Source organism: Rhodococcus opacus (genome assembly GCF_012396235.1).
In the GTDB taxonomy this organism is placed as follows: Bacteria; Actinomycetota; Actinomycetes; order Mycobacteriales; family Mycobacteriaceae; genus Rhodococcus_F; species Rhodococcus_F opacus.
The window spans coordinates 1-19,250 of sequence record NZ_JAAXPA010000021.1 but is presented as its reverse complement, the minus strand read 5'-3'; the positions used below and the strand labels follow the sequence as shown (position 1 = coordinate 19,250).

The following is a 19,250-nucleotide window of genomic DNA, read 5'->3' as shown; positions in this document are numbered from 1 at the left end:
GCCGGTTCAGTCGAACACGATGATCTGCCGGATCGCCCTGCCGTCGGCGAGTTCGTCCATGCCGCGGTTGATGTCGTCGAGGGTGATGCGGGAGGAGATGAGATTCTCCACGGGAAGCTTCCCGGCGCGCCAGAGGTCCTCGTAGATCGGGATGTCCCGGGACGGCACCGCCGACCCGAGGTAGCTGCCGATGATCGTGCGGGCCTCGGCCACCAGGATGAGCGGGGAGATCGACGACCGCGCGTCGGGCGACGGCAAGCCGACGGTGATCGTCTTGCCACCGGGAGCGGTTGCGCGAACAGCCGATTCGAATGCGCGCGCGTTCCCCGCGGCCTCGATGACGATGGACGCCCGGACCCCGGCTTCCTCCAGCTCCGCCGGGGTGTAGACGGCCGTCGCGCCGAGTTCGCGTGCGGTCTGCAGTTTCTCGGGTACGGCGTCGACGCCGATCACCTCGCCGGCACCCCGGGAGACCGCCGTCAGGATCGCGGCCATCCCCACTCCACCGAGCCCGACGACCATCACGGCCTGGCCGGGTTGCGGATCGCCCGCGTTGAGGACGGCACCGCCGCCGGTGAGGACCGCGCATCCGAGCACGGCCGCCACATCGGCGGGGACGTCGTCGCCGACGGGAACGACCGAGCGGCGGTTGACCACCGCGTGCGTCGCGAATCCGGACACCCCGAGGTGGTGGTGCACGGCATCGCCGCCGCGGTGCAGTCGCGCTCCCCCGTCGAGCAGGGTGCCGTCGTTGTTCGCACTGGTCCCCGGCACGCACGGCATGCGGCCGTCGGTGGCGCAGCCCTCACACTCACCGCAGCGAGGAAGGAACGTCATGACCACACGCTGTCCGACCGCGACGTCGTCGACCCCGGCTCCGAGCTGGGTGATCCGCCCCGCGGCCTCGTGCCCGAGCAGCATCGGGACCGGGCGCACCCGGTTCCCGTCGACGACGGACAGGTCGGAATGGCACAGGCCCGCCGCTTCGATCCGGACGAGGATCTCGCCCTCGCCGGGCGGGTCGAGGTCGAGTTCGGAGATCGAGATCGGTGCCGACTCGGCGAACGGGCGCGTTCTCCCGATCTCCTCGAGTACCGCTCCACGGATCTTCATCTCGGGCTTCTCCTCTTGTTGTCGGCGAATCCTCGTTACCGGACGATGCCGCGCACCGAGGCCGGCAGGTCACGCTTGCGACGATACGGTCCGACGACGGCGGCACCGAACGGGCGCTGCAGCAGAACTCGCGCGACGTCGCGCACCTCGTCGGTAGTGACCGCGTCGATCTTGCTCAAGGTTTCGGTGATGCTGCGGTGATTGCCGTAGTTGAGCTCGCTGCGACCGATGCGATGCATCCGGGAACCCGAATCCTCCAGTCCCAGAACCAGTCCGCCCCGCAGCGATCCCTTGGCGCGGGCGCACTCGGCGTCGGTGATGCCTTCGGCGGCCACGTTCGACAGCACCTCCCGGATCACCGTGGTGACCTCACCGAGGTTCTCGGGCTGGCACCCGGCGTAGATCGAGAACGCACCCGTGTCGGAGAACGTGTCGATGCCCGAGTACACGGAATACGCGAGGCCCCGGATCTCCCGCACTTCCTGGAAGAGCCGGGAACTGAGTCCGCCACCGACCGCGGCGTTGAGCACCGACAGCGCCCAGCGGTGCGACTCGTGCCGCCCGAACGCGCGCACCCCGAGGGAGAGGTGGACCTGTTCGCTGTCCCTGTTGGTCAGGCTGAGTGTCGGCTCCGTCCGCAGGCGCAGGGTGCCTGCGCGTCGGGGGGCAGGTTCGGACGCCGATTCGAGGTGCCCGGCGAACGCGCGCCGGACCAGCTCGACCGTCGGTTCGTGCTCCACGTTGCCGGCGACGGCCACCACCATGCGCGGCGGCGTGTAGCGCCGCACGTGGAACGAGTGGAGTTGGGTGCGGGTCATCGATTCGATCGATTCGACGCTGCCGATGACGGGCCTGCCGACGGGATGGTCGCCGTACAGCGCGGTCAGGAACGCGTCGCCGAGGAGGTCTTCCGGGTCGTCGTCGCGCATCGAGATCTCTTCGAGGACCACCTGGCGTTCCACGTCGACGTCGGCGGACCGGCAACGACCCCGCAGGACGACGTCGCTGACGAGATCGATGGCGAGGGGCAGGTCGTCGTCGAGCACGTGCGCGTAGAAACAGGTGTGTTCCTTGGACGTGAACGCGTTGAGCTCGCCGCCGACGCCATCCATCACCTGCGCGATGTCGAGGGCGCTGCGCGACGGCGTGGCCTTGAACAGGAGGTGCTCGAGGAAGTGCGCGGCCCCGGCTACCGTGGGCTGCTCGTCGCGTGATCCGACACCCACCCAGACGCCCACGGACGCGGATCGGACACCGGGAACGTATTCGGTGACCACCCGGAGTCCGCCGGGGAGCACGGTGCGCCGGACGCCGCCATCCGGCTCGTGGAGGGTCGGCGCTTGGGTCAGTGCGGCAGTGCGGCTGCGATCGATCTTGGCCATGTAGTGGTTCAGCAGTCCTCGAAAGCTGGGCGTCGTCGAACGGCAAACTTTACACGCGGCATCCAGCCGTCGTTCACCAGCGTCGACGATGTGGTTGCGAACCCGATCAGTCGCTGTTCCCGAGGACGGCCACAGCGCGAACAACATCCTGGGCATCGTGTCCCGGGTTGCGGCGAGGCACTCGAACCACTCACCAGCGCGCCGTGGCGAGAACAGTTCGACGGCGCAGTCAGAGTCCGGGTCGGCGTGGGGCGTCGCCGGACCGGAGGTCGGTCGCCGTCAGCACCGCGATGCGCTCGGTGCGCTGGCCCGGCCGGATCATCTCCCTCGCCTCCAGCATCCTCGCGCGGGACGAGAGGGCGGGACCGAACGGCACGTCCTCCGACGCGACCACGTCCACCCGAAGTCCCCGTTCCTCCAGCATCGCCCGTGTCTTGTCCACCCCGTTGAGCGTCGACTGGACGAGGAGCAGGGTACCGCCGGGAGCGAGAAGGTCGGGGGTTTCGCTGCAGATCCGATCGAGCACGGCCCGCCCGTCGACGCCGGCATCCCAGGCCCGCGCGAGTATCCGGCCCGGCCTGCCGTCGTCCGTCGCCGGCGCGTAGGGCGGATTGGCCACGACCACGTCGAAGCGAAGGGTCCGGACGGAGTCCACCAGGTCGCCCCGCACGACGCGGATCGTCCGGCGGTTCAGTTTGGCGTTGAGCCAGGTACTGATCGCGGCCCGGCGCGACACGTCGACCGCAGTCACCCACCCCGCCCCCGCAGCACACGCCTCGACGCTCAACACCCCTGTGCCACAGCAGATATCGAGCACACGGGTGCCCGGTCCGAGATCTCGGGCCGCCAGCACCTCGGCGAGCAGCCAGGTGTCACGCTGGGGGCGATACACCCCGGGCAGACGAACGAGCATGATCGGCTCCCTCCCTCGCCGTTCCCCACAAGCGTGGCCAGCACCCCGAGTTACATGCAACTCGACACGGGCCAATTCACCCGGTGTTCACGTCCGACCCCTCCCCGAGCCGCGTCTGCGGTGTCTGCCGGGGTCGAAAACGGGTATTCGTTCGCAGTGCCGCATTCCTTCTCAGCTGATTCCGACGCCGCGGTGGGCGTCGCGTGGGCCCTCGTCGCTCGGCCCTCGCGCTGGTCCGAGTGGGCGCCGCACCTGCGCGGCGCGTGGGGTCTCGGGTCCCCCGAGGTTCAGGCCGGCCGGCGTGGAGCGGCGCGACTGCTCTGGATCGTGCCTGTTCCCGCGTCGATCTCGGCCAAGACACCGGGCCGTTCCTGGGCCTGGCGGGTGGGACCGATGACGCTCGATCACGCCGTCGAGGCCCACGGTGCCGGCTCGCGGATCACGATGACCACGTCCGCTCCCGGCCCCCTCGACTCGGTGCTCGCCGCCACCTACGGCCCGGTGGTGCGAACTCTCGTCCGTCGACTCGCCCGCGTCGCGGGCGAACGCTAGCCGACGGCCATCGGCGGCGCGTCGTCCGGAGCGAGTTGAGCGCCGATCTTCCGGAACAGCCTGTCGGCCTCGTTCTTGTAGGCCCCCGTGTCGTCGAAGGCGGCCGGCTCGTAGGTGACGGCGACGGCGACGGCGATCTTCTGCGAGGGCAGATAGGCCTCCACCGCCGCGGATCCGCTGAACAGCGGATTCTGCATCAGCCAGTTGCCCACGATCGGCAGTCCGAGCCCGTAGGTGTAGTCCTCCGATTGCGGAAAGCACGTGGTGCAGCCGGGCAGGGTGGTCGTCTTGCCGCGCAGGTCGGTCGACACCATGGCCTCATAGGACTCGGACGAGAGAAGTTCGCCCGTGCCGATGGCGACGGCCGTGTCGTGGAGGTCGTAGATGTTCGTGGTCTGGATGGCTCCGTGGGTGATGGTCCAGGACGGGTTCCAGTACGTGGATTCCTCGTAGAACGGCGCACCGGGCGGGATCTGCAGGGCCTCGCGCCGCTCGGACGAGAACGCGTGCAGGACGGGTTCGGTGATCGCCGCCGTCCCCGGGTCCGTGGTGTCGTCGAGGCCGAGCGGACCGAGCACCTTGTCCTGCATGAGTTCCGTCATCGGCTGACCGGTGATCTTCTCGAGGGCCAACCCGAGGATGACGTAGTTGGTGTGGGCGTAGTTCCAGTTGGTCCCGGGTTCGTAGAGAAGCGGCTTCGACGTCGCGAACGCCAGGAGTTCCTCAGGCGTCCAGCTGCGGAACGGTGCCGCGTAGAGGGCCTCGGCGAATTCGGTGTTGCCGATGACGTAGTCGACGTAGCCCGAGGTCATCTGGGCGAGCTGACGGAGCGTCACGCGGTCGGCGTGCGGAATGTCGGGCAGCCACTTCGACACCGTGTCGTCGAGGCTCACCTTCTTCTCGTCGACGAGCTGGAGCAGCAACGTGGAGACGTAGGAGATGGCGACGGCTCCGTTGCGGAAGTGCATGTCGGTGGTGGCGGGCACCCCGGTCATCGACTCCCCGAGCGCCTGGGTGACGATCTCCTTGCCGTCGACCGTGACACGCACGATCACCGCCTTCAGGTGGCTCTCCGCCATGGTGTCGCGCACGATCTTCATCACCGCATCGGCCTGCGCCGGGTCGGCCGACGAGACGGCAGAACCGTTGCTCGTGTCCGAGGAGGAAGAATCGGAGGACGAGGTGTTCGACGTGCACGCGGCCAGGAGAGCGAGGACGCACGTCAACAGGAGAACCCGCCGGTTCGGTGTCATACCCGAGCTTGGCAGATGCGGGCGGCCACTGGATGTGAAAACCGTGGAGCGGGCCAGGATTCCGGTCAGATTACCGGCCGGCGCAGATAGAGATCGCGGAGCAGCGCCACCTCGGCGCCGTGATGGATGACCTCCCGGTTGATGTGCAACACCAGCGCCGCCATCGGATAATCCGCGAACGGTCCCTCGCTGGGGCCGCACGGCCGGGCGAACCCCTCGACTCCGAGGTTCCGGACACCCGCAGACCAGGCCGCATAGTTCTCGTCGAGTTGCGCGAGCGCCTCGGCCGCGGTGCCGGCGTACTCGAACGTCTGATAGTCGACGGGCAGCCCGCCGAAGTGACTGGCGATGCGCACACCGAAGACGCCGACGATCACATGCCCGAGCCGCCACGCGATGGTGGTGACCGGTGGCGGGTCCGGTTCGGGGAAGGCGAAGTCGATGGTGAACGCGCCACTCCCGGCCTGGACCGGCGCCTGCGACTCGCCGCGCGGGCGCACACTCCAGCCATCGGTCGCGGGTTCCCAGAAATACTCCTCGTCGGTCAACCCCTCCAGCCGGGGACGCAACTGATGCTGCCAGTGCCAGCTGAGCTGATCGGCAAGTTCGTGCGGCCAGTCCATGTCCTGACTCCCCTCTCCTTGTCGCCGATCGGACGTCGATCTCGAGACGGCTACCGCACACCGTCCGGGACCCGGACCCCCGGATGATGTGCCCGGAGGTTCATCGCCGCCAGCGCGACCGTCCGCTCGATCCGCCGCTGCCTCGTGTCCGGCTTCCTGGCTGACGCTATCCATTCCAGGATCAGCCGTGTCGAAGACGGCGGAAACTTGTCGAAGTTCGCGCGTGCAGCGTCGTTTCGCCCGAACGCTGCCCGCAGATCGCCGGGGACGACCGAGCTGTCCCCGTTCGCCGTGTTCTCCCAGGTCCCCTTGGCCTTGGCCAGATCGATGGCGGCGTAACCGTGCTCGGTCATCAGTCCCTGCTCGATCATGTCCGCCACGCGCCGCCGGTTCACCCGGCTCCAGGTGCTGCGCGGGGTGCGCGGCGTGAAGCGCAGTTGAGAACTGTCGGCGTCCCGTCTGCGGTGCAGGCCGTCGATCCACCCGAAGCACAGGGCCTGCTCGATCGCCTCGTGGTAGCGCACGCTCGGCGTTCCGCTGTTCTTGTGGTGGATGATCAGCCAGACCTCTGTCTCGGTCCGGCAGTTCTCCGAAAGCCAGGCACGCCATTGCGCGGTCGTGCGAGCGACGACGGTGTTCACGTCGTGGGTGTCCATCACGCGCCTGCCTTCGCAGCCAGAATGTCCAGGTAGTGCTGGTTGAACATGACGCCGAGGATGTTCCCGAACGGGTCGGCCACGGATGCGGTGACGAATCCCGGCCCGTGTTCGATCGGCTCTCCGTGCAGGGTGGCGCCCAGGGACAGCAGCCGCTCGACGGTCGCCTCCAGATCGTCGACGTGCCAGTAGGTCATCGTGTTCTCGGCTTCGCGTGACCGGTCGGGCGTCGCGAATCGGCTGTCGATGATGCCAAGTTCGTGCTGGTAGTAGCCGATCCGGAATTCGATGTAGGCGGGTGCCCCCGCCACCGAGCGCACGAAATACGGCTCGATTCCGAGCAGTTCGGTGTACCAGGCCTGGGCGGCGGTGAGGTCGTCGGCGTAGAAGTTGACGGTGGTGAGTCCTCGCAACATGGGTGGTTCCCTTCCTCGGTCGGTGACAACATTCATCCTCCGACTCAAAGTGCTCACCAATTGAGCACTTTTCGAGGGAAACTGAGGACATGCGCGCTGACCGACTCGTCGCCACCCTTCTGCTGATGCAGTCCCGGGGTCGAGTGACCGCCGCCGAGGTGGCGGACGAACTCGAGGTGTCCGTCGCGACCGCTCGCCGCGACCTGGAAGCGTTGTCCGCTGCGGGGATCCCGGTATACCCACAGTCCGGGCGCGGCGGCGGGTGGTCGCTGGTGGGCGGCGCCCGCACCGACCTCAGCGGGTTGTCCGCGACGGAGGCGCAGGCGCTGTTCCTTCTGGTCGGCCCGGCGGCCGCCGTCTCGGGCGAGGCCAAGGCCGCGCTGCGCAAACTGGTGCGGGCGCTGCCGCAGACCTTCCGGGCCGACGCCGAGGCCGCCGCCAGTGCCACCATGATCGATCCCACCCGGTGGGGCGAACGCGATCGCCGCAGGCCCGAGATGGTCGACCTGCTGCAGGCCGCCGTGATTCGGCGCCGGAAAGTGCGCCTGACGTACACGAACAGCGCCCGGCAACGGTCCGAGCGACTGGTCGACCCGTGGGGTCTCGTCGACAAGGACGACAGCTGGTATCTCCTGGCCGGGACCGAACGGGGACAGCGGACCTTCCGGGTCGACCGGATCGTCCACGCCGAATCGACGGAGCAGCCCGCCGAGCGCCCCGACGACTTCACACTCGCCGCGGCGTGGGACGAAGTGGTCGGCGAGGTGGAACAGCGGCGCTCGACGACGTGGGCGACCGTGCTCATCGACGCCAGGTTCGTGCCGATCCTGCGCGATCACTTCGGGCGGCACTGCCACCCCGACGGTGCGGACGACGACGGTCGCGCCCGGATCCGTCTCGCCGCACCGACCCCGTTGGACATCGCCCGGAACCTCGCCGGCTGGGGGTCGATGGTCGAGGTGCTCGAACCTCGATCGGTCCGGGCCGAGCTCGCCCGGATCGGCACGGAACTCGCCCACCACTATGCCGGCGAACATGGTGCGGGCGGATGACCGAGCGTCAGTCGGTCAGGTAGCGCTCGACCGTCTCGACCTTCGCTCGCAGCTGATCGCTCCGCCCCGGCCGGATATCCGCTTTGAGAACCAGACTGACCCGCGGAAACTGTTCCAGCAGAACGTCCGTTGCACGCTTCACGACGGCCATCACCTCGTCCCACTCACCCTCGACGGTGGTGAACATCGACGTGGTCTCGTTGGACAGCCCGGATTCGCGGACCACCCGCACGGCCGCGGCGACCGCGGCACCGACGCAGTCGGAATCCCCGCCCATCGGGCTGACGCTGAATGCCACCAGCATGTGCTCTCCTTCTCTGGGCATCGAAGACTTCGCGGCGTTCCACAGACACACGTCGGACGGCGCCCCTGATCAAGGGGACGCCGCCCGCGAGCACGAACGTCTGGTTACCAAGCTGCATGGTTGCGCGGGGTGAAATGTGGCCTCGGCGTCAGACATCCCCCCGTCTGACGCAAGCCCGCCGCGCTGAGCCCAGTTAGTGGGCTGTGCTTTCTGCGTGGGTGCCTACAACTCGTGCTGGGTGCCACGACCGAGAGGTGGAATCTTCTCTTCCGGTTCGACCTTGGTCTGTCGTGGATCCGTACCTCAGGTCTACCCCGCATATCCGGATAAGGCAACGAACCCGAGCTCGAGCGCGCCGGCCGCTGCGTCCAATTCGCCCAATCGCCGAGCTGCAAGGTCACCGACCCGGTCCGCTGGGCACGACAGAACTCACTGCCGAGGCGTACAAAGGAAAGACACCCGGGAGGCTCGGCAGTGGCGCGACAAGCCGCCACCCGCGCGATCTACGTGACAGGAAGAGCGATCTCCTCCAGCCACACGCACAGAGAGGACTTCGCATGGGAGTTCCGTGGGCACCACGGGCACGATCGGATGCGTACTGGGAGCACCAGGTTTCCGCCGAAGCGCGAGGCTGCGACAGTAGCGAAGCCAGAGAATCCGCACCCGCCGACAAGCGCCCGACCCTGGCCGACCACAGCATGACTCACCGCAACACTGACGCCCCACCTGCAGATAACAGCGAGTAATGGGCACTAGGCCGTTCGGGGCAGGGACGACCCTCTAGGCGTGCAGGCGCGCGCCTGCCGCCGCAGCGCCTTGAGATTCTGCTGCATCTGCGGCCGCATGTCCCGGTGCTGCGGCTGCAGGCGTGAGTAGAGCGAGAGCAGCGGGCCGTACGGCAGTACGTCGATCCGATACGCGTGCGTCACCCGGGTCCCGTCGCCGTCCGCTCTGAATGTGTATGACCAGGTGGTCGAGTCGTGGTACAGCGGGTTGCGCCGATCCGACACCGTGTGGAACTCGAACTTCCTCCCCGGATCGGCGGCGGTCACCTCGCAGACCCGGGACCAGCGCATGTGATGTGCGCGGTTGTGCCCCCGGAATCGGGCGCCCACGGTCCCCGGCGACCGTCCCGGTAGCCACGCGCAGCTGCGGCACTCGGGGCTCCGTTCGCTGATGCGGGTGACGTCGGCGACCGCGTCGTACAGCTGCCGGGCCGGGATGTCGATCCACAGTTCTGCCGAGCCCTCGGTGCGGAGTGGCTGGTGGAGCCGGGGGCTCACGTCGAGGTCGGCGCCCCACCGGGCGGCGCATGCCCGCCGATATGGTCGTTTGAACGTATGGAGCAGCATGAACCGGGTGGCGGGATCGACTTTGCGAACGGTGACGTCGTAGTCTTCCCGATCGACACCGTCGACGATCCAGTGAGCTTCGATCCCCAGCTCCCGCTTGGTCTTCGAGGCGATGAACACCTGCTGCTCTACGTCGTCCCACTGACGACAGGTCAGGGTGCGGGCGACGACCGGCATCATCTCGTCCTCTTCGCGCTGCAGGTGCGGCAGCAGAACCTGTTCGAGAGCGGCGAGGGAGCGCGACAGTTCTTCTCGGGCCGCCGGATGCGCACGGTATTCGGTTGCCGCAGCGGTGACCCGCTCCATCTCGGGGCCGATTCGCGTGTGGTCGGCGTCCATCGCGTCGAGCAGCGCTCCGGCGGCCGGGTTCAACTCGCGGACCAGCGGCCACAGTCCACGGTCCTCGCCGCTGTGGTGCAGGTGCAGGAAATGCATCATCCACGCGAGATGATCGGCGAGGGCGACCCGCTGAGTCTGCGCGGGCGGAGGTGTTGTGCGCAGCACCTGCGCGGCGCGCGCAATATCGCGGCGCAGCGCGCTGTGGACGATGCGCATGATGCGAGTGTCGGCGGGAGGCCGAGTTTCGGTTGTCATGACCTACTCCAGACAATGGTGCCCGTATGTCACACCGGGCGGTCGAAGATTTCTGCGATGCGGTCGATCAGCCATGACTCGTAGCGGAGGCGACTCCAACCGCATTCGTCCACGAGCAGGGCATAGACCTGATCGTGGGTTTGGACCCACAGTTCGTCGACCTGACCAGGATCGGCGTGGTGGCCCATTATCAAATTTGCGACGTCGGCGACCGAGCGCCTGCGCTGCCCCTCCAGGTCGGCGGCCACCGCTGCGAGCGTGGCATCCGCCGTCGCACCCTGGCGGATTGCCATGGCCAGGCGGTAGATGCGCTCGTTGATCATGGCGATCATGCGCGCACCCATCTCGATGCGGTCGCTGGTCGTGCGCCCCGTACCGATCGCCGTGTAGACGGGCCTGTCGGCCAACGGCACCTGTGCGTCATCGCCGACTATGGCGACCTCCAGCGCCAACTTCAACAGGTCCGCCTTGGATCCGAACGTCGTGTAGACGGTTTCGACGGAAACCGCCGCGGCCCGCGCGACATCCCTCATACCGGTGGCGACCCAGCCGTGCTCGGCGAACAACCGGGTAGCGGCCTCCAGTACGACCGCCCGCGTCTGGGCTGCCTGCATCCGACGCAGCGGCGAGCGGTACCGGCGGGTCCCAGATCCGCCCGGCTCCGCAGTGTCGTACTCGACCGTCGCCATACCCCAATTTTAGAACGCACAAGTTTTCAATACAACACTGTTCAAGCGATTTCCGGGCGGGCCCGTCCGCACGCTTCGCTCCTCCGAAGCGGCCATCCGTGCATGCCACGATGCGCGCGTCGAAGTGCATTCGTTGCCGATGGCCACCCCGATGACGGCATGGATGGCACGGCGGCGGCATTCGTGGCCGGCGATCGCCGCTCGCGTTCGTCGTGCTGTTCCTGCCGCTCTGGCTCGGCCTGCTCTCCGGCGACGGCCTGATGCTCGCCGGCCATGTGCTGATGCCCCGCAATGGCAGCGGCCATGCTGCACCGCAGGGAGGAATACGTCGGGGCGCATTGACTCCCCCACCGGGGCGCTCTGCCAATCGGCACCGGGTGGTGAGTCCGGTCGAATTGCAGGATGACCCGGGCGGCACCAGGGCTGCCGCGGCGGTCGGGGCACGACGGTAGCGCCGATCCGCAATGATCACACCGTGGCAACGTTCAACGACTACGACACGTACGCGTCGGCGTATGACGCCGACACCGAGAACAACGTGTACAACGCGTTGTACGAGCGACCTGCGACCTTGGCGCTGGTCGGCGACGTCGCAGGCCGGAAAGTGCTGGATGCGGGCTGCGGCAGCGGTGCGCTGTCGCGTGCACTCCTCGCCGCCGGTGCCGCCGTCACCGGCGTCGATCTCAGCAACGGTCTGCTCGCGATCGCCCGAACGCGCCTGGGTCCCGACGTGTCGTTGATCCGGGCGGATCTCAACCAGCAGTTACCCATCCGGTCATCGATCTTCGATGTCGTCGTCGCGTCGTTGGTGATGCACTACGTCCACGATTGGTCGAGACCGTTGACCGAGTTCCGCCGGGTACTCGCGCCAGGCGGGTACGTAGTCATCTCGACCCATCACCCGTTCGTGGACTTCAGGCTTGCCGGGCAGGGCGATTATCTCGGAACGTACGAGTTCACCGAGGAATGGGTGAAGTCCGGCGAGACGTTCCACATGAAGTTCTGGCACAGGCCGTTGCACGCCATGTTCGACGCATTCACCGCAGCGGGATTCACCGTCGAACGTATTTCGGAGCCGCGGCCCGGTGCGGCGGTGCACGATCGCTCCCCAGAACACTTCGAGCGGCTCAGCCGTGAGGCACCGTTCATCTTCTTCACACTGCGCGTCAGGGAAGATGCATCAGCTTCCTGGCGAGGGTGAAGAGGCGGCGTGCCAGCCTCACCACGGGGAGGCCCAGAGGAAGCAGGATGACTGTTACGCAGAGCACCCCGCCGACAAGCCATACCACCGCCGCGACGATGCCCAGCACCGTGCCGAGAATGGCCGTGAGGATGCCCAGCACCACGTCGAGCAGGCCCCGTAGTAATCGCATGACGACCTCCTGACCTCCTGGTTCCAGTTTGCGCGCCGACGGGCCGAAGCGCACCACTGAAAGCTGCCCATCGGGGAAGGAATACCGCTGCCCCGCGAACCGTTTACACACTCGACGGTGTTCGACCCAATGCCCCGGGTACCACATTGAAAATTGTCGCTTCGAGCGACCACTTGCCGAGAGGCGCACTGGCGGGCACCGTCACCACCCGCCCGGGTCAGACCTACATTGCGTAGCGTGCCTGGGAAGGAAGCGAAGCCGCTGACACCGTGAGGTGCCGGCGGCTTCTTGCGTGCGCAGACGAATGTGGGCACCACTCGCGTGACTGCATGGCGCTCATCGGGATCGAACGGCTGCGCCAGACCACCCGCTCCAGCGCGCGCACGTCGGCATCGAGCTTCCGGTACGTCGGCGCAACCCGCGAAGAACGACGATGTCGTGCGCAGTCGTGAGGCACCACCGCTCGACGCACTGATCGATTGCATCGCGGTAGCTCGCAAGGCCGGTGTCGACGAACTGGCCACGCTGGACGACGCGACCGCGCTTGCGGAAGCGCATGAGGTGTGGCAACTGCTGAGCCTCGCCGAGTACCTGGCGCTGGTGGGATAATCCACCTAGGAGGATCTTCCACCCCGAAGAAGCAATGCCCTCGCAAGAACGTCGACCCCGGCCCAGGGCCTCAGGACCGCCCGAGTGCGCCGCGACGACGCTTTGATCGACGCGATCGCCGGTGGCGGTCCTGTCGCGACGGATTCGCCGGAGCAGTACGAGCTCGCGCTTCTGCTGACCAATTGGCGCGCCGACATCGTGGCGACGCCGATGCCGACCGGGCCGCTGCTCGACGACGTGATCGCGGCGATCGACGCCTCGGACGCCCGTTCCGCACGCAGCGCTGCCCGCGGCAAGCTCCGCTTGTTGCGACCCATCGCCGGCGCTGCCGCCGCGATCGCGGTCGTCATAGGTGGCGTCACCATCTTCTCGTACAACGCCGCACCCGGCGATCCGCTGTGGAGCGTCAAGTCGGTCGTGTTCAGCCAGCAGGCCGATTCGACCGTCGCGCAGATCGACACCACGTCGCAGCTGCAGGAGGCCGAGCGGCTGATCGCCGCGGGCGACGCGGAGGCGGCGAAGAACCTGCTCGAGGGCGCCGCAGACCGTTCCGGCGGGGTACGTGACGCCGACCTGCGCAACGAACTCGACGTGTGGCGTGCGAAGCTCGCCGCGGAGGTCGAGAAGATCGCTCCCACCACGCCGCCCGCGGCGACGACGCCCGGTACCACCACCACCGACGCGCCGACACAGACCACCGAATTGCCGGCCACGGTGCCGGGGACACCCGGTTCCACGACCGCGCCGGGCGTCGAGCAGTTGCCGGGAACCCTGCCCACGGATCTGCAGATTCCCGGACTGCCGCCCACTTCACTGCCGCCGCTACCCACGACGACGCTGACGTGCCAGCCGCAGCCCATGTTCTGCTCGACGAGCTCACCGTCTGGGGCACACCCGACACCGCTCGAGACCAGCTCCAGCACTGGTACACGGCAGGCGCCGAGATGCCCATCCTCACCCTCCCACCCCACCGCACCATCGCCGAACTCGACTACATGCTCGAAACCATGCGCCCACACCCCTGACATTCCCGCCTGCTCGCGCAACACCGAGAACGGAAGCTGTTGGGACAGTTCGCGTTCAGATAGGTAGTTGACGTACCAATTGTTATCGGCAAATTGTGGGAGACTCGACATCTCGCCTCTCAACGGTCCCGAGGGTTGCGCGGTCTCTTCGCTCACTTCCGCCTCGACGACGTGGCTGTTGCGGATCTCGCCCGACCTCCGCCTGGTGCCCGCAACCTCGCCCACTCCCCCACCAGGTCCTCGCCGCTCGACTGGAGCGGGCGAAGACCGCGTGCACCGTCCCGGCCGGGGGAACTCGATCGGCATTGCCGCCAGGCGATACCACCGCGCACGAGGTACAGAAAGCTTCATGCCGATGCAATCCCCGGCTGCGCCGTCCCCAACTGGCGAAACGGGGAAACGCGCCCGCCATCGTCGCGGTCGGCCGTTCCATCCTCGTGATCATTACAGCAGACACATCACCCCTGAGGTCAAGAGACGCAATCACTTTCGTGCGCCGGAGGCCCTAGTCACACCGTCACCCTCCGCGAATGGAACCGACCATTTGCTCTGTGGATTACCCGGATGGGTGCCCTTGTATCCACAGACTTTCGTGACTTAAGGTGGAGTGCGCGCCTCGCGCGGCGTGTCGGGGTCTGGGCGGGTTGCGTTGATAGACAGGCTAAATAGCCCTCCTAAGGATTGATCATGTCCATCAGGCCCACCGTATCGACGGTACAAGGACCCAGTTGTCCCCCGGCCGGTTCGTCCCCAAAAATGCACACGAGCGGGCATCGCCGGCACTCAGGCGCAGCCGGTCAGTTTTCCTCAGGTCGGCGGAGCCTCCTAACGGGGCCGACACGTCGAGAGGTCTTGGTGGCAACGCCCCCAGTCAATGAATCACACGAGCTTTCCCCGTGCTGGAGGAGGGCGCCACGGGTGGTGCGCGCTCAGACGAAAGCTCCTGCAATAAGTCGAGGGACCTCTTCACGTCGGTGCACCGGCGAGTGACACCGCAGTGTCGCATCCCTCACACGCCGAGAACCGGGCGAACGATGTTTACCAAGACGTTGTTGATCGACAACTACGACTCCTTCACATACAACCTCTACAGCTTTCTCAGCGAGGTCAACGGGTGCCCGCCGACGGTGGTGCGCAACGACGTCGACTGGCGTGCGATCGAACTGACCGAGTTCGACAATATCGTGATCTCTCCGGGGCCCGGTCGTCCAGCAAGCGAACGCGACTTCGGCATCAGCTCGCGGGCCATTCTGCGGGGTGGGCTTCCAACGCTAGGAGTGTGCCTCGGCCATCAGGGTTTATGCCAACTGTTCGGTGCGCATGTCGTCTTGGCACCAGAGCCGAGGCACGGTCGCAACTCAGAGGTATTCCACGACGGAAGAGAATTGTTCGCGGGCCTCCCCTCGCCCCTGTCGGTCGTCCGGTACCACTCTCTCTCCGTCGAAAATCTCCCTGATGAGCTGGAGCCAACCGCGTGGACATCCGACGGGATCCTCATGGGAGTAAGGCACCGCCGGCGCCCGCTGTGGGGGGTGCAATTTCATCCGGAATCGATCTGTACCGATCATGGACATGAACTCCTCGCCAACTTCCGTGACCTCACCCCGACCCGCCGGAAGGGATCCGCCCCGAAGCCTCGACGTCGGCCGCGGACCTTATCGCCATACGTGGTGGAAACACGGCGGATAGATCGGCGAGTCGACCCGCAGACGGTGTATGAGCGCCTGTTCGCAGACGGCCCCAACAGTTTTTGGCTCGACGGCAGCTCCACAGTGGAGTCGGACGCCCGCTTCACCATCATGGGCGACGCATCTGGCCCACGCGCCGAGTACATCACGTACGACGTTGCGGACGGCACCGTCCTGGTGCACCGTTCCGGCGTTCCGGCCGGCAAACGACCCGTGCGATTCTTCGACTATCTCGACGAACAGTTGCGGGCCCGCGCTGTGCCGCCATCGCCGGACCTGCCGTTCTCGTTCAATCTGGGTTACGTGGGCTACCTGGGCTACGAGTTGAAGGCCGAAGCCGACGGCAATGCGCAACACTCCGCGGACACACCGGACGCTGCCATGGTCTTCGCCGACCGCGCAGTCGTGATCGACCACGTCGACGGCAGCTGCTACCTCCTGGCGCTCAGCGAGCAGGCCAACGAACCCGAAACCCGCGACTGGATGCGCCGTACGGCCCAGGTAATCAACCGGTTGCCCGTCACGACCGACGATGCGCTTCCCGCGCGGCCGCTCATCAGGTCGGCGGCAGACCCGCGCATGACGCTGCGCCACAACCGTGAAACCTACCTCGACAAGATCCGTACCTGTTTGGAGAACATTCGCGTCGGCGAAACGTACGAAGTGTGCTTGACGAACCACGCCCAGATCGATGTCGAGATAGACCCCGTCGAAACCTTCGCCTACCTCCGATCGATCACTCCAGTGCCCTACGCAGCACTCCTGAGGTTCGAGGCAGCGGACATACTCAGCGCCTCCCCCGAGAGGTTTCTGCGCGTGGACGCCGACCGGGTAGTGGAGTCCAAGCCGATCAAGGGCACCCGGCCGCGGGGAGCAACCGCTGCGACGGACGACGCGCTCCGCCAGGACCTGCTGACGAGCGAGAAGGACCGGGCCGAGAACCTCATGATCGTCGACCTCGTGCGTAACGATCTCTCACGGGTCTGCACTCCCGGTTCTGTGCACGTACCGCGATTGTTCGACGTCGAAACCTACGCACCGGTCCACCAACTCGTGTCGACGGTGCGGGGGACGCTGCGCAGCGACGCGACTGCAGTCGGGTGTGTGCGCGCCTGCTTCCCGGGTGGCTCGATGACCGGAGCACCGAAGATACGCACCATGGAAATCATCGATCGGCTGGAGGAGGGGCCGCGAGGCATGTACTCGGGCGCCCTCGGCTGGCTGTCCATCAACGGCACCGCCGACCTCAGCATCGTCATCCGAACCATGGTGTCCCGGCACGGGACAGTGAGCTTCGGGATCGGGGGCGCCATCGTCGCATTATCCGACCCCGACGAAGAGTTCACCGAGACCCTGGTCAAGGCGGCCGCCATGCGCAGGGCCCTCACGATCAGCGCCGGCAGATCCCCCGCCCTCGCACACAGCGTTGGTCCGCAGACCTCGAGTGACGCCATCGATCGAGCTATGCGACGACTCTCGCGGGCCGAACTGGGCGGTGTAGAAGTGTGGGTCTGCCCCGGTGTGCCGGCACCCAGGGCCAACACCGAACTTGTACTTGCCGAGGCCCTCGCCGATATTTCACATGTCACGACTCCAGTGGTCGTGGATCTGTGCACCGGTTCGGGAGCAATCGCCCTGGCAATCGCGCATGCCCGAGCCGACGCCGGTGTACATGCCGTGGATGCGGATCCGACAGCCCTGAACGTGGCGCGACGCAACATCGAACGTCAGATCCGCCTCGGCGAGAGCCCGATCGTGCTTCACGAAAGCGCCGTCACCACGCCCAATCTACTGTCCGGCCTTGCCGGAACGGCCGATCTGGTCCTCGCCCGTCCACCGTGCATTCCCGACGACGAAGACCTTCCCTCACAGTGCGGCGAGTACCGCCGACGGGCCTTGGTCAGCGGCACAGATGGGCTGAAGCTCGCCCGGCAAACGATTGTTGCGGCGGCACGGCTCCTGCACGCGGGCGGCAGCCTCGTCGTCGAGCACCGTCCCGACCGCTACACGACAGTGCTCGCACTACTCGACGAGAACAAGTTATTCGCCAACGTGGCAACACATTTCGATCAGGCGGGAGAAGCGGCCTACACCACGTGCGCGCGGACATCCATGCAACTCCAGCACGCCGAGGTCGGGCCCGAGCCCAACCCTTGCACGCCTCCTGGTGCGAAGAGCAGATCGGAGAAGAGTCGTGGACGCCGTCCCGCCACCGATTCCAGGAATTGAAATGTGCTCGGGAGCCCTTCCGTCCGAGGCATGCCGTTTATCGGCCGCGCAAAAGGGAATCTGGTTCGCCCAGCAACTGGCCGGCGAGCTCCCGATCACGATCGCGCAGTACGTCGAGGTCTTCGGCGAGTTGGATATCGATTTGCTCGAGGCGACCAGTCGCGTCGCGGCCAGGGAGTTCGGTTCCGGGTTCTTACGCCTGGTCGATCACGACGGTGAGCTGTATCAACTGGTCGACGACTCTTCCGACAGCGGGGTCCGGCGAATCGACTTTCGCGCGGAGGACGACCCGAGCGTCGTCGCGCAGCAGTGGATGCGCAGCGAGTTCAGCGCCCCGATAGACCTCCTCCACGATGCGCTCGCAGTCTCGGCGATCCTCCGAGTCGGCGACCGGCACTGCTACTGGTACTCACGCGTTCACCACATCGCCCTCGACGGCTACGGCGCCATGACGCTGATGCAGCGTATTGCCGAGTTGTATACGGCCGCAGTTGCCGGTGTCGAGGCCCCGCCGCTCCGCGTGCTGGACCTCGCACAGATCGTTGAAATCGATGCTGCCTACCGGAACTCGGATCGCTTCGAGGCGGATCGGCGGTACTGGGCGGAACGGACCTCGGGACTGCCGGAACCTGCGAGCCTGGCCGGGCGGTCGGCGCCCGTCGAGGCGCATCCGCGAGTGGCCAGCGCGGCCTTGTCACACGACGTAGCCTCATTGCTCGATTCGGTCGCAACGAAGCACAACTCGAGTGCAGCAACGGTCTTGGTCGCTGCTCTTGCCGGCTTCCTGTGCCGGATGACAGGCAGATCGGACATCGTACTCAGTCTGCCGGTTTCGGCCCGAACGACCGCACCGCTGCGACGCTCAGGTGGGATGGTGGCCAATGTCGTGCCGCTGCAGCTCGACGTGGGCGCGGACGTGACGATCGGGACACTGATCCACTCCGCCCAGCTCGAGTTGACCGGGGCGCTGCGGCGGCAGCGGTACCGCCGTGAGGACATCTGCCGTGATCTCGGCACGGACATCAGCCGCAATCGCTCGTTCGGTCCGACTCTCAACATCATGCCGGCCGACCGAGAGATCCGGCTGGGCCCGCACCTCGGCCGACTGCACGTGTTGACCTCCGGGCTCGTCGACGATCTTTTCGTCAACATCTACCCGAGCGTGGGCGGCACCACGACGCACATCGACTTCCAAGCCAACCCGAGCCTGTACGACGACGACGTTCTCAAATGTCATCACGACCGCTTGTTGTCCTTTCTCGACCGCTTCCTTTCTGCCGATGCGGGGAGTCGGGTCGGTGACCTCGACCTCCTCGACGCCGACGAACGACGGAACCTGCTCGACCGCACCGGCGGCCCCGAACACCCCGCAACGACACTGCCACAACTGCTCACCACCGCCGCAGCACACAACCGCACCGCACCGG

General features: G+C 66.7%; 18 protein-coding genes. 7 read left to right on the top strand and 11 right to left on the bottom strand.

Annotated features, from left to right (window positions below; all coding sequences use genetic code 11):
- Nucleotides 1-6: 6 nt before the first annotated feature.
- The 3 genes from HGB39_RS25075 to HGB39_RS25065 form a co-directional block, all read right to left on the bottom strand.
- Nucleotides 7-1,113 (bottom strand): alcohol dehydrogenase catalytic domain-containing protein, encoded by a 1,107-nt coding sequence (locus HGB39_RS25075; RefSeq protein ID WP_005563887.1) that lies wholly within the window; start codon nt 1,111-1,113, stop codon nt 7-9.
- A 35-nt stretch (nt 1,114-1,148) separates the two neighbouring features.
- Entirely contained in the window at nt 1,149-2,495 is a 1,347-nt protein-coding gene (locus HGB39_RS25070) for a M16 family metallopeptidase (protein WP_005563888.1), read from the bottom strand.
- 229 nt (nt 2,496-2,724) lie between these two features.
- The gene (locus tag HGB39_RS25065) at nt 2,725-3,408 is read right to left on the bottom strand and encodes a HemK2/MTQ2 family protein methyltransferase (RefSeq protein WP_005563890.1); all 684 of its coding nucleotides are present in this window, start codon (nt 3,406-3,408) and stop codon (nt 2,725-2,727) included.
- Nucleotides 3,409-3,564: 156 nt separating this feature from the next.
- Between HGB39_RS25065 and HGB39_RS25060 the strand changes: the two genes are divergently transcribed.
- Complete coding sequence (locus HGB39_RS25060; protein ID WP_054246630.1) at nt 3,565-3,960, top strand: SRPBCC family protein; 396 nt, start codon at nt 3,565-3,567, stop codon at nt 3,958-3,960.
- Here HGB39_RS25060 and HGB39_RS25055 read toward each other — a convergent pair.
- The 4 genes from HGB39_RS25055 to HGB39_RS25040 form a co-directional block, all read right to left on the bottom strand.
- Nucleotides 3,957-5,213 carry a serine hydrolase domain-containing protein gene (locus HGB39_RS25055; protein WP_005563892.1) on the bottom strand — a complete coding sequence of 419 codons (1,257 nt, stop codon included), beginning with the start codon at nt 5,211-5,213 and terminating at the stop codon, nt 3,957-3,959. The genes HGB39_RS25060 and HGB39_RS25055 overlap by 4 nt on opposite strands.
- A gap of 65 nt (nt 5,214-5,278) precedes the next feature.
- Complete coding sequence (locus tag HGB39_RS25050) at nt 5,279-5,836, bottom strand: DinB family protein (RefSeq protein WP_005563894.1); 558 nt, start codon at nt 5,834-5,836, stop codon at nt 5,279-5,281.
- A gap of 50 nt (nt 5,837-5,886) precedes the next feature.
- Entirely contained in the window at nt 5,887-6,492 is a 606-nt protein-coding gene (locus tag HGB39_RS25045) for a YdeI/OmpD-associated family protein (RefSeq protein ID WP_005563895.1), read from the bottom strand.
- A complete protein-coding gene (locus HGB39_RS25040) occupies nt 6,492-6,908 on the bottom strand; it encodes a VOC family protein (RefSeq protein ID WP_005563897.1) in 417 nt (138 codons plus the stop codon). Before HGB39_RS25040 ends, HGB39_RS25045 begins: the two co-directional genes overlap by 1 nt.
- Before the next feature lie 89 nt (nt 6,909-6,997).
- Here HGB39_RS25040 and HGB39_RS25035 point away from each other — a divergent pair, with 89 nt between their 5' ends.
- The gene (locus tag HGB39_RS25035) at nt 6,998-7,960 is read left to right on the top strand and encodes a helix-turn-helix transcriptional regulator (RefSeq protein ID WP_054246628.1); all 963 of its coding nucleotides are present in this window, start codon (nt 6,998-7,000) and stop codon (nt 7,958-7,960) included.
- Nucleotides 7,961-7,967: 7 nt separating this feature from the next.
- Here HGB39_RS25035 and HGB39_RS25030 read toward each other — a convergent pair whose 3' ends face one another.
- The 3 genes from HGB39_RS25030 to HGB39_RS25020 all read right to left on the bottom strand — a co-directional run bounded on the left by HGB39_RS25030 (nt 7,968) and on the right by HGB39_RS25020 (nt 10,899).
- The gene (locus HGB39_RS25030; RefSeq protein ID WP_005563901.1) at nt 7,968-8,264 is read right to left on the bottom strand and encodes an MTH1187 family thiamine-binding protein; all 297 of its coding nucleotides are present in this window, start codon (nt 8,262-8,264) and stop codon (nt 7,968-7,970) included.
- A 752-nt stretch (nt 8,265-9,016) separates the two neighbouring features.
- A complete protein-coding gene (locus HGB39_RS25025; protein WP_043788382.1) occupies nt 9,017-10,210 on the bottom strand; it encodes a hemerythrin domain-containing protein in 1,194 nt (397 codons plus the stop codon).
- A 29-nt stretch (nt 10,211-10,239) separates the two neighbouring features.
- Nucleotides 10,240-10,899, bottom strand: coding sequence for a helix-turn-helix domain-containing protein (locus HGB39_RS25020; protein ID WP_005563905.1), 660 nt, complete (start codon nt 10,897-10,899; stop codon nt 10,240-10,242).
- Between the two features lie 475 nt (nt 10,900-11,374).
- On the opposite strand from HGB39_RS25020, the gene HGB39_RS25015 reads away from it, so the two are divergent.
- On the top strand, nt 11,375-12,100 hold the full coding sequence (locus HGB39_RS25015; protein WP_005563907.1) for a class I SAM-dependent methyltransferase: 726 nt from the start codon (nt 11,375-11,377) through the stop codon (nt 12,098-12,100).
- Here HGB39_RS25015 and HGB39_RS25010 read toward each other — a convergent pair.
- Nucleotides 12,066-12,272 carry a hypothetical protein gene (locus HGB39_RS25010; protein WP_025432377.1) on the bottom strand — a complete coding sequence of 69 codons (207 nt, stop codon included), beginning with the start codon at nt 12,270-12,272 and terminating at the stop codon, nt 12,066-12,068. The two genes, HGB39_RS25015 and HGB39_RS25010, sit on opposite strands and share 35 nt — an antisense overlap.
- Before the next feature lie 438 nt (nt 12,273-12,710).
- Between HGB39_RS25010 and HGB39_RS25005 the strand changes: the two genes are divergently transcribed.
- The 4 genes from HGB39_RS25005 to HGB39_RS24985 form a co-directional block, all read left to right on the top strand.
- Nucleotides 12,711-12,881, top strand: a complete 171-nt coding sequence (locus HGB39_RS25005; RefSeq protein WP_155756112.1) for a hypothetical protein — start codon at nt 12,711-12,713, stop codon at nt 12,879-12,881.
- 84 nt (nt 12,882-12,965) lie between these two features.
- Nucleotides 12,966-13,973: an anti-sigma-D factor RsdA gene (locus HGB39_RS25000; RefSeq protein WP_265147372.1), complete on the top strand. Its 1,008-nt coding sequence runs from the start codon at nt 12,966-12,968 to the stop codon at nt 13,971-13,973.
- A gap of 967 nt (nt 13,974-14,940) precedes the next feature.
- Nucleotides 14,941-17,823: an aminodeoxychorismate synthase component I gene (gene pabB, locus HGB39_RS24990; protein ID WP_043787436.1), complete on the top strand. Its 2,883-nt coding sequence runs from the start codon at nt 14,941-14,943 to the stop codon at nt 17,821-17,823.
- 1 nt (nt 17,824) lies between these two features.
- A partial coding sequence (locus tag HGB39_RS24985) for a condensation domain-containing protein (protein WP_247607493.1) occupies nt 17,825-19,250 on the top strand: 1,426 nt, incomplete at its 3' end.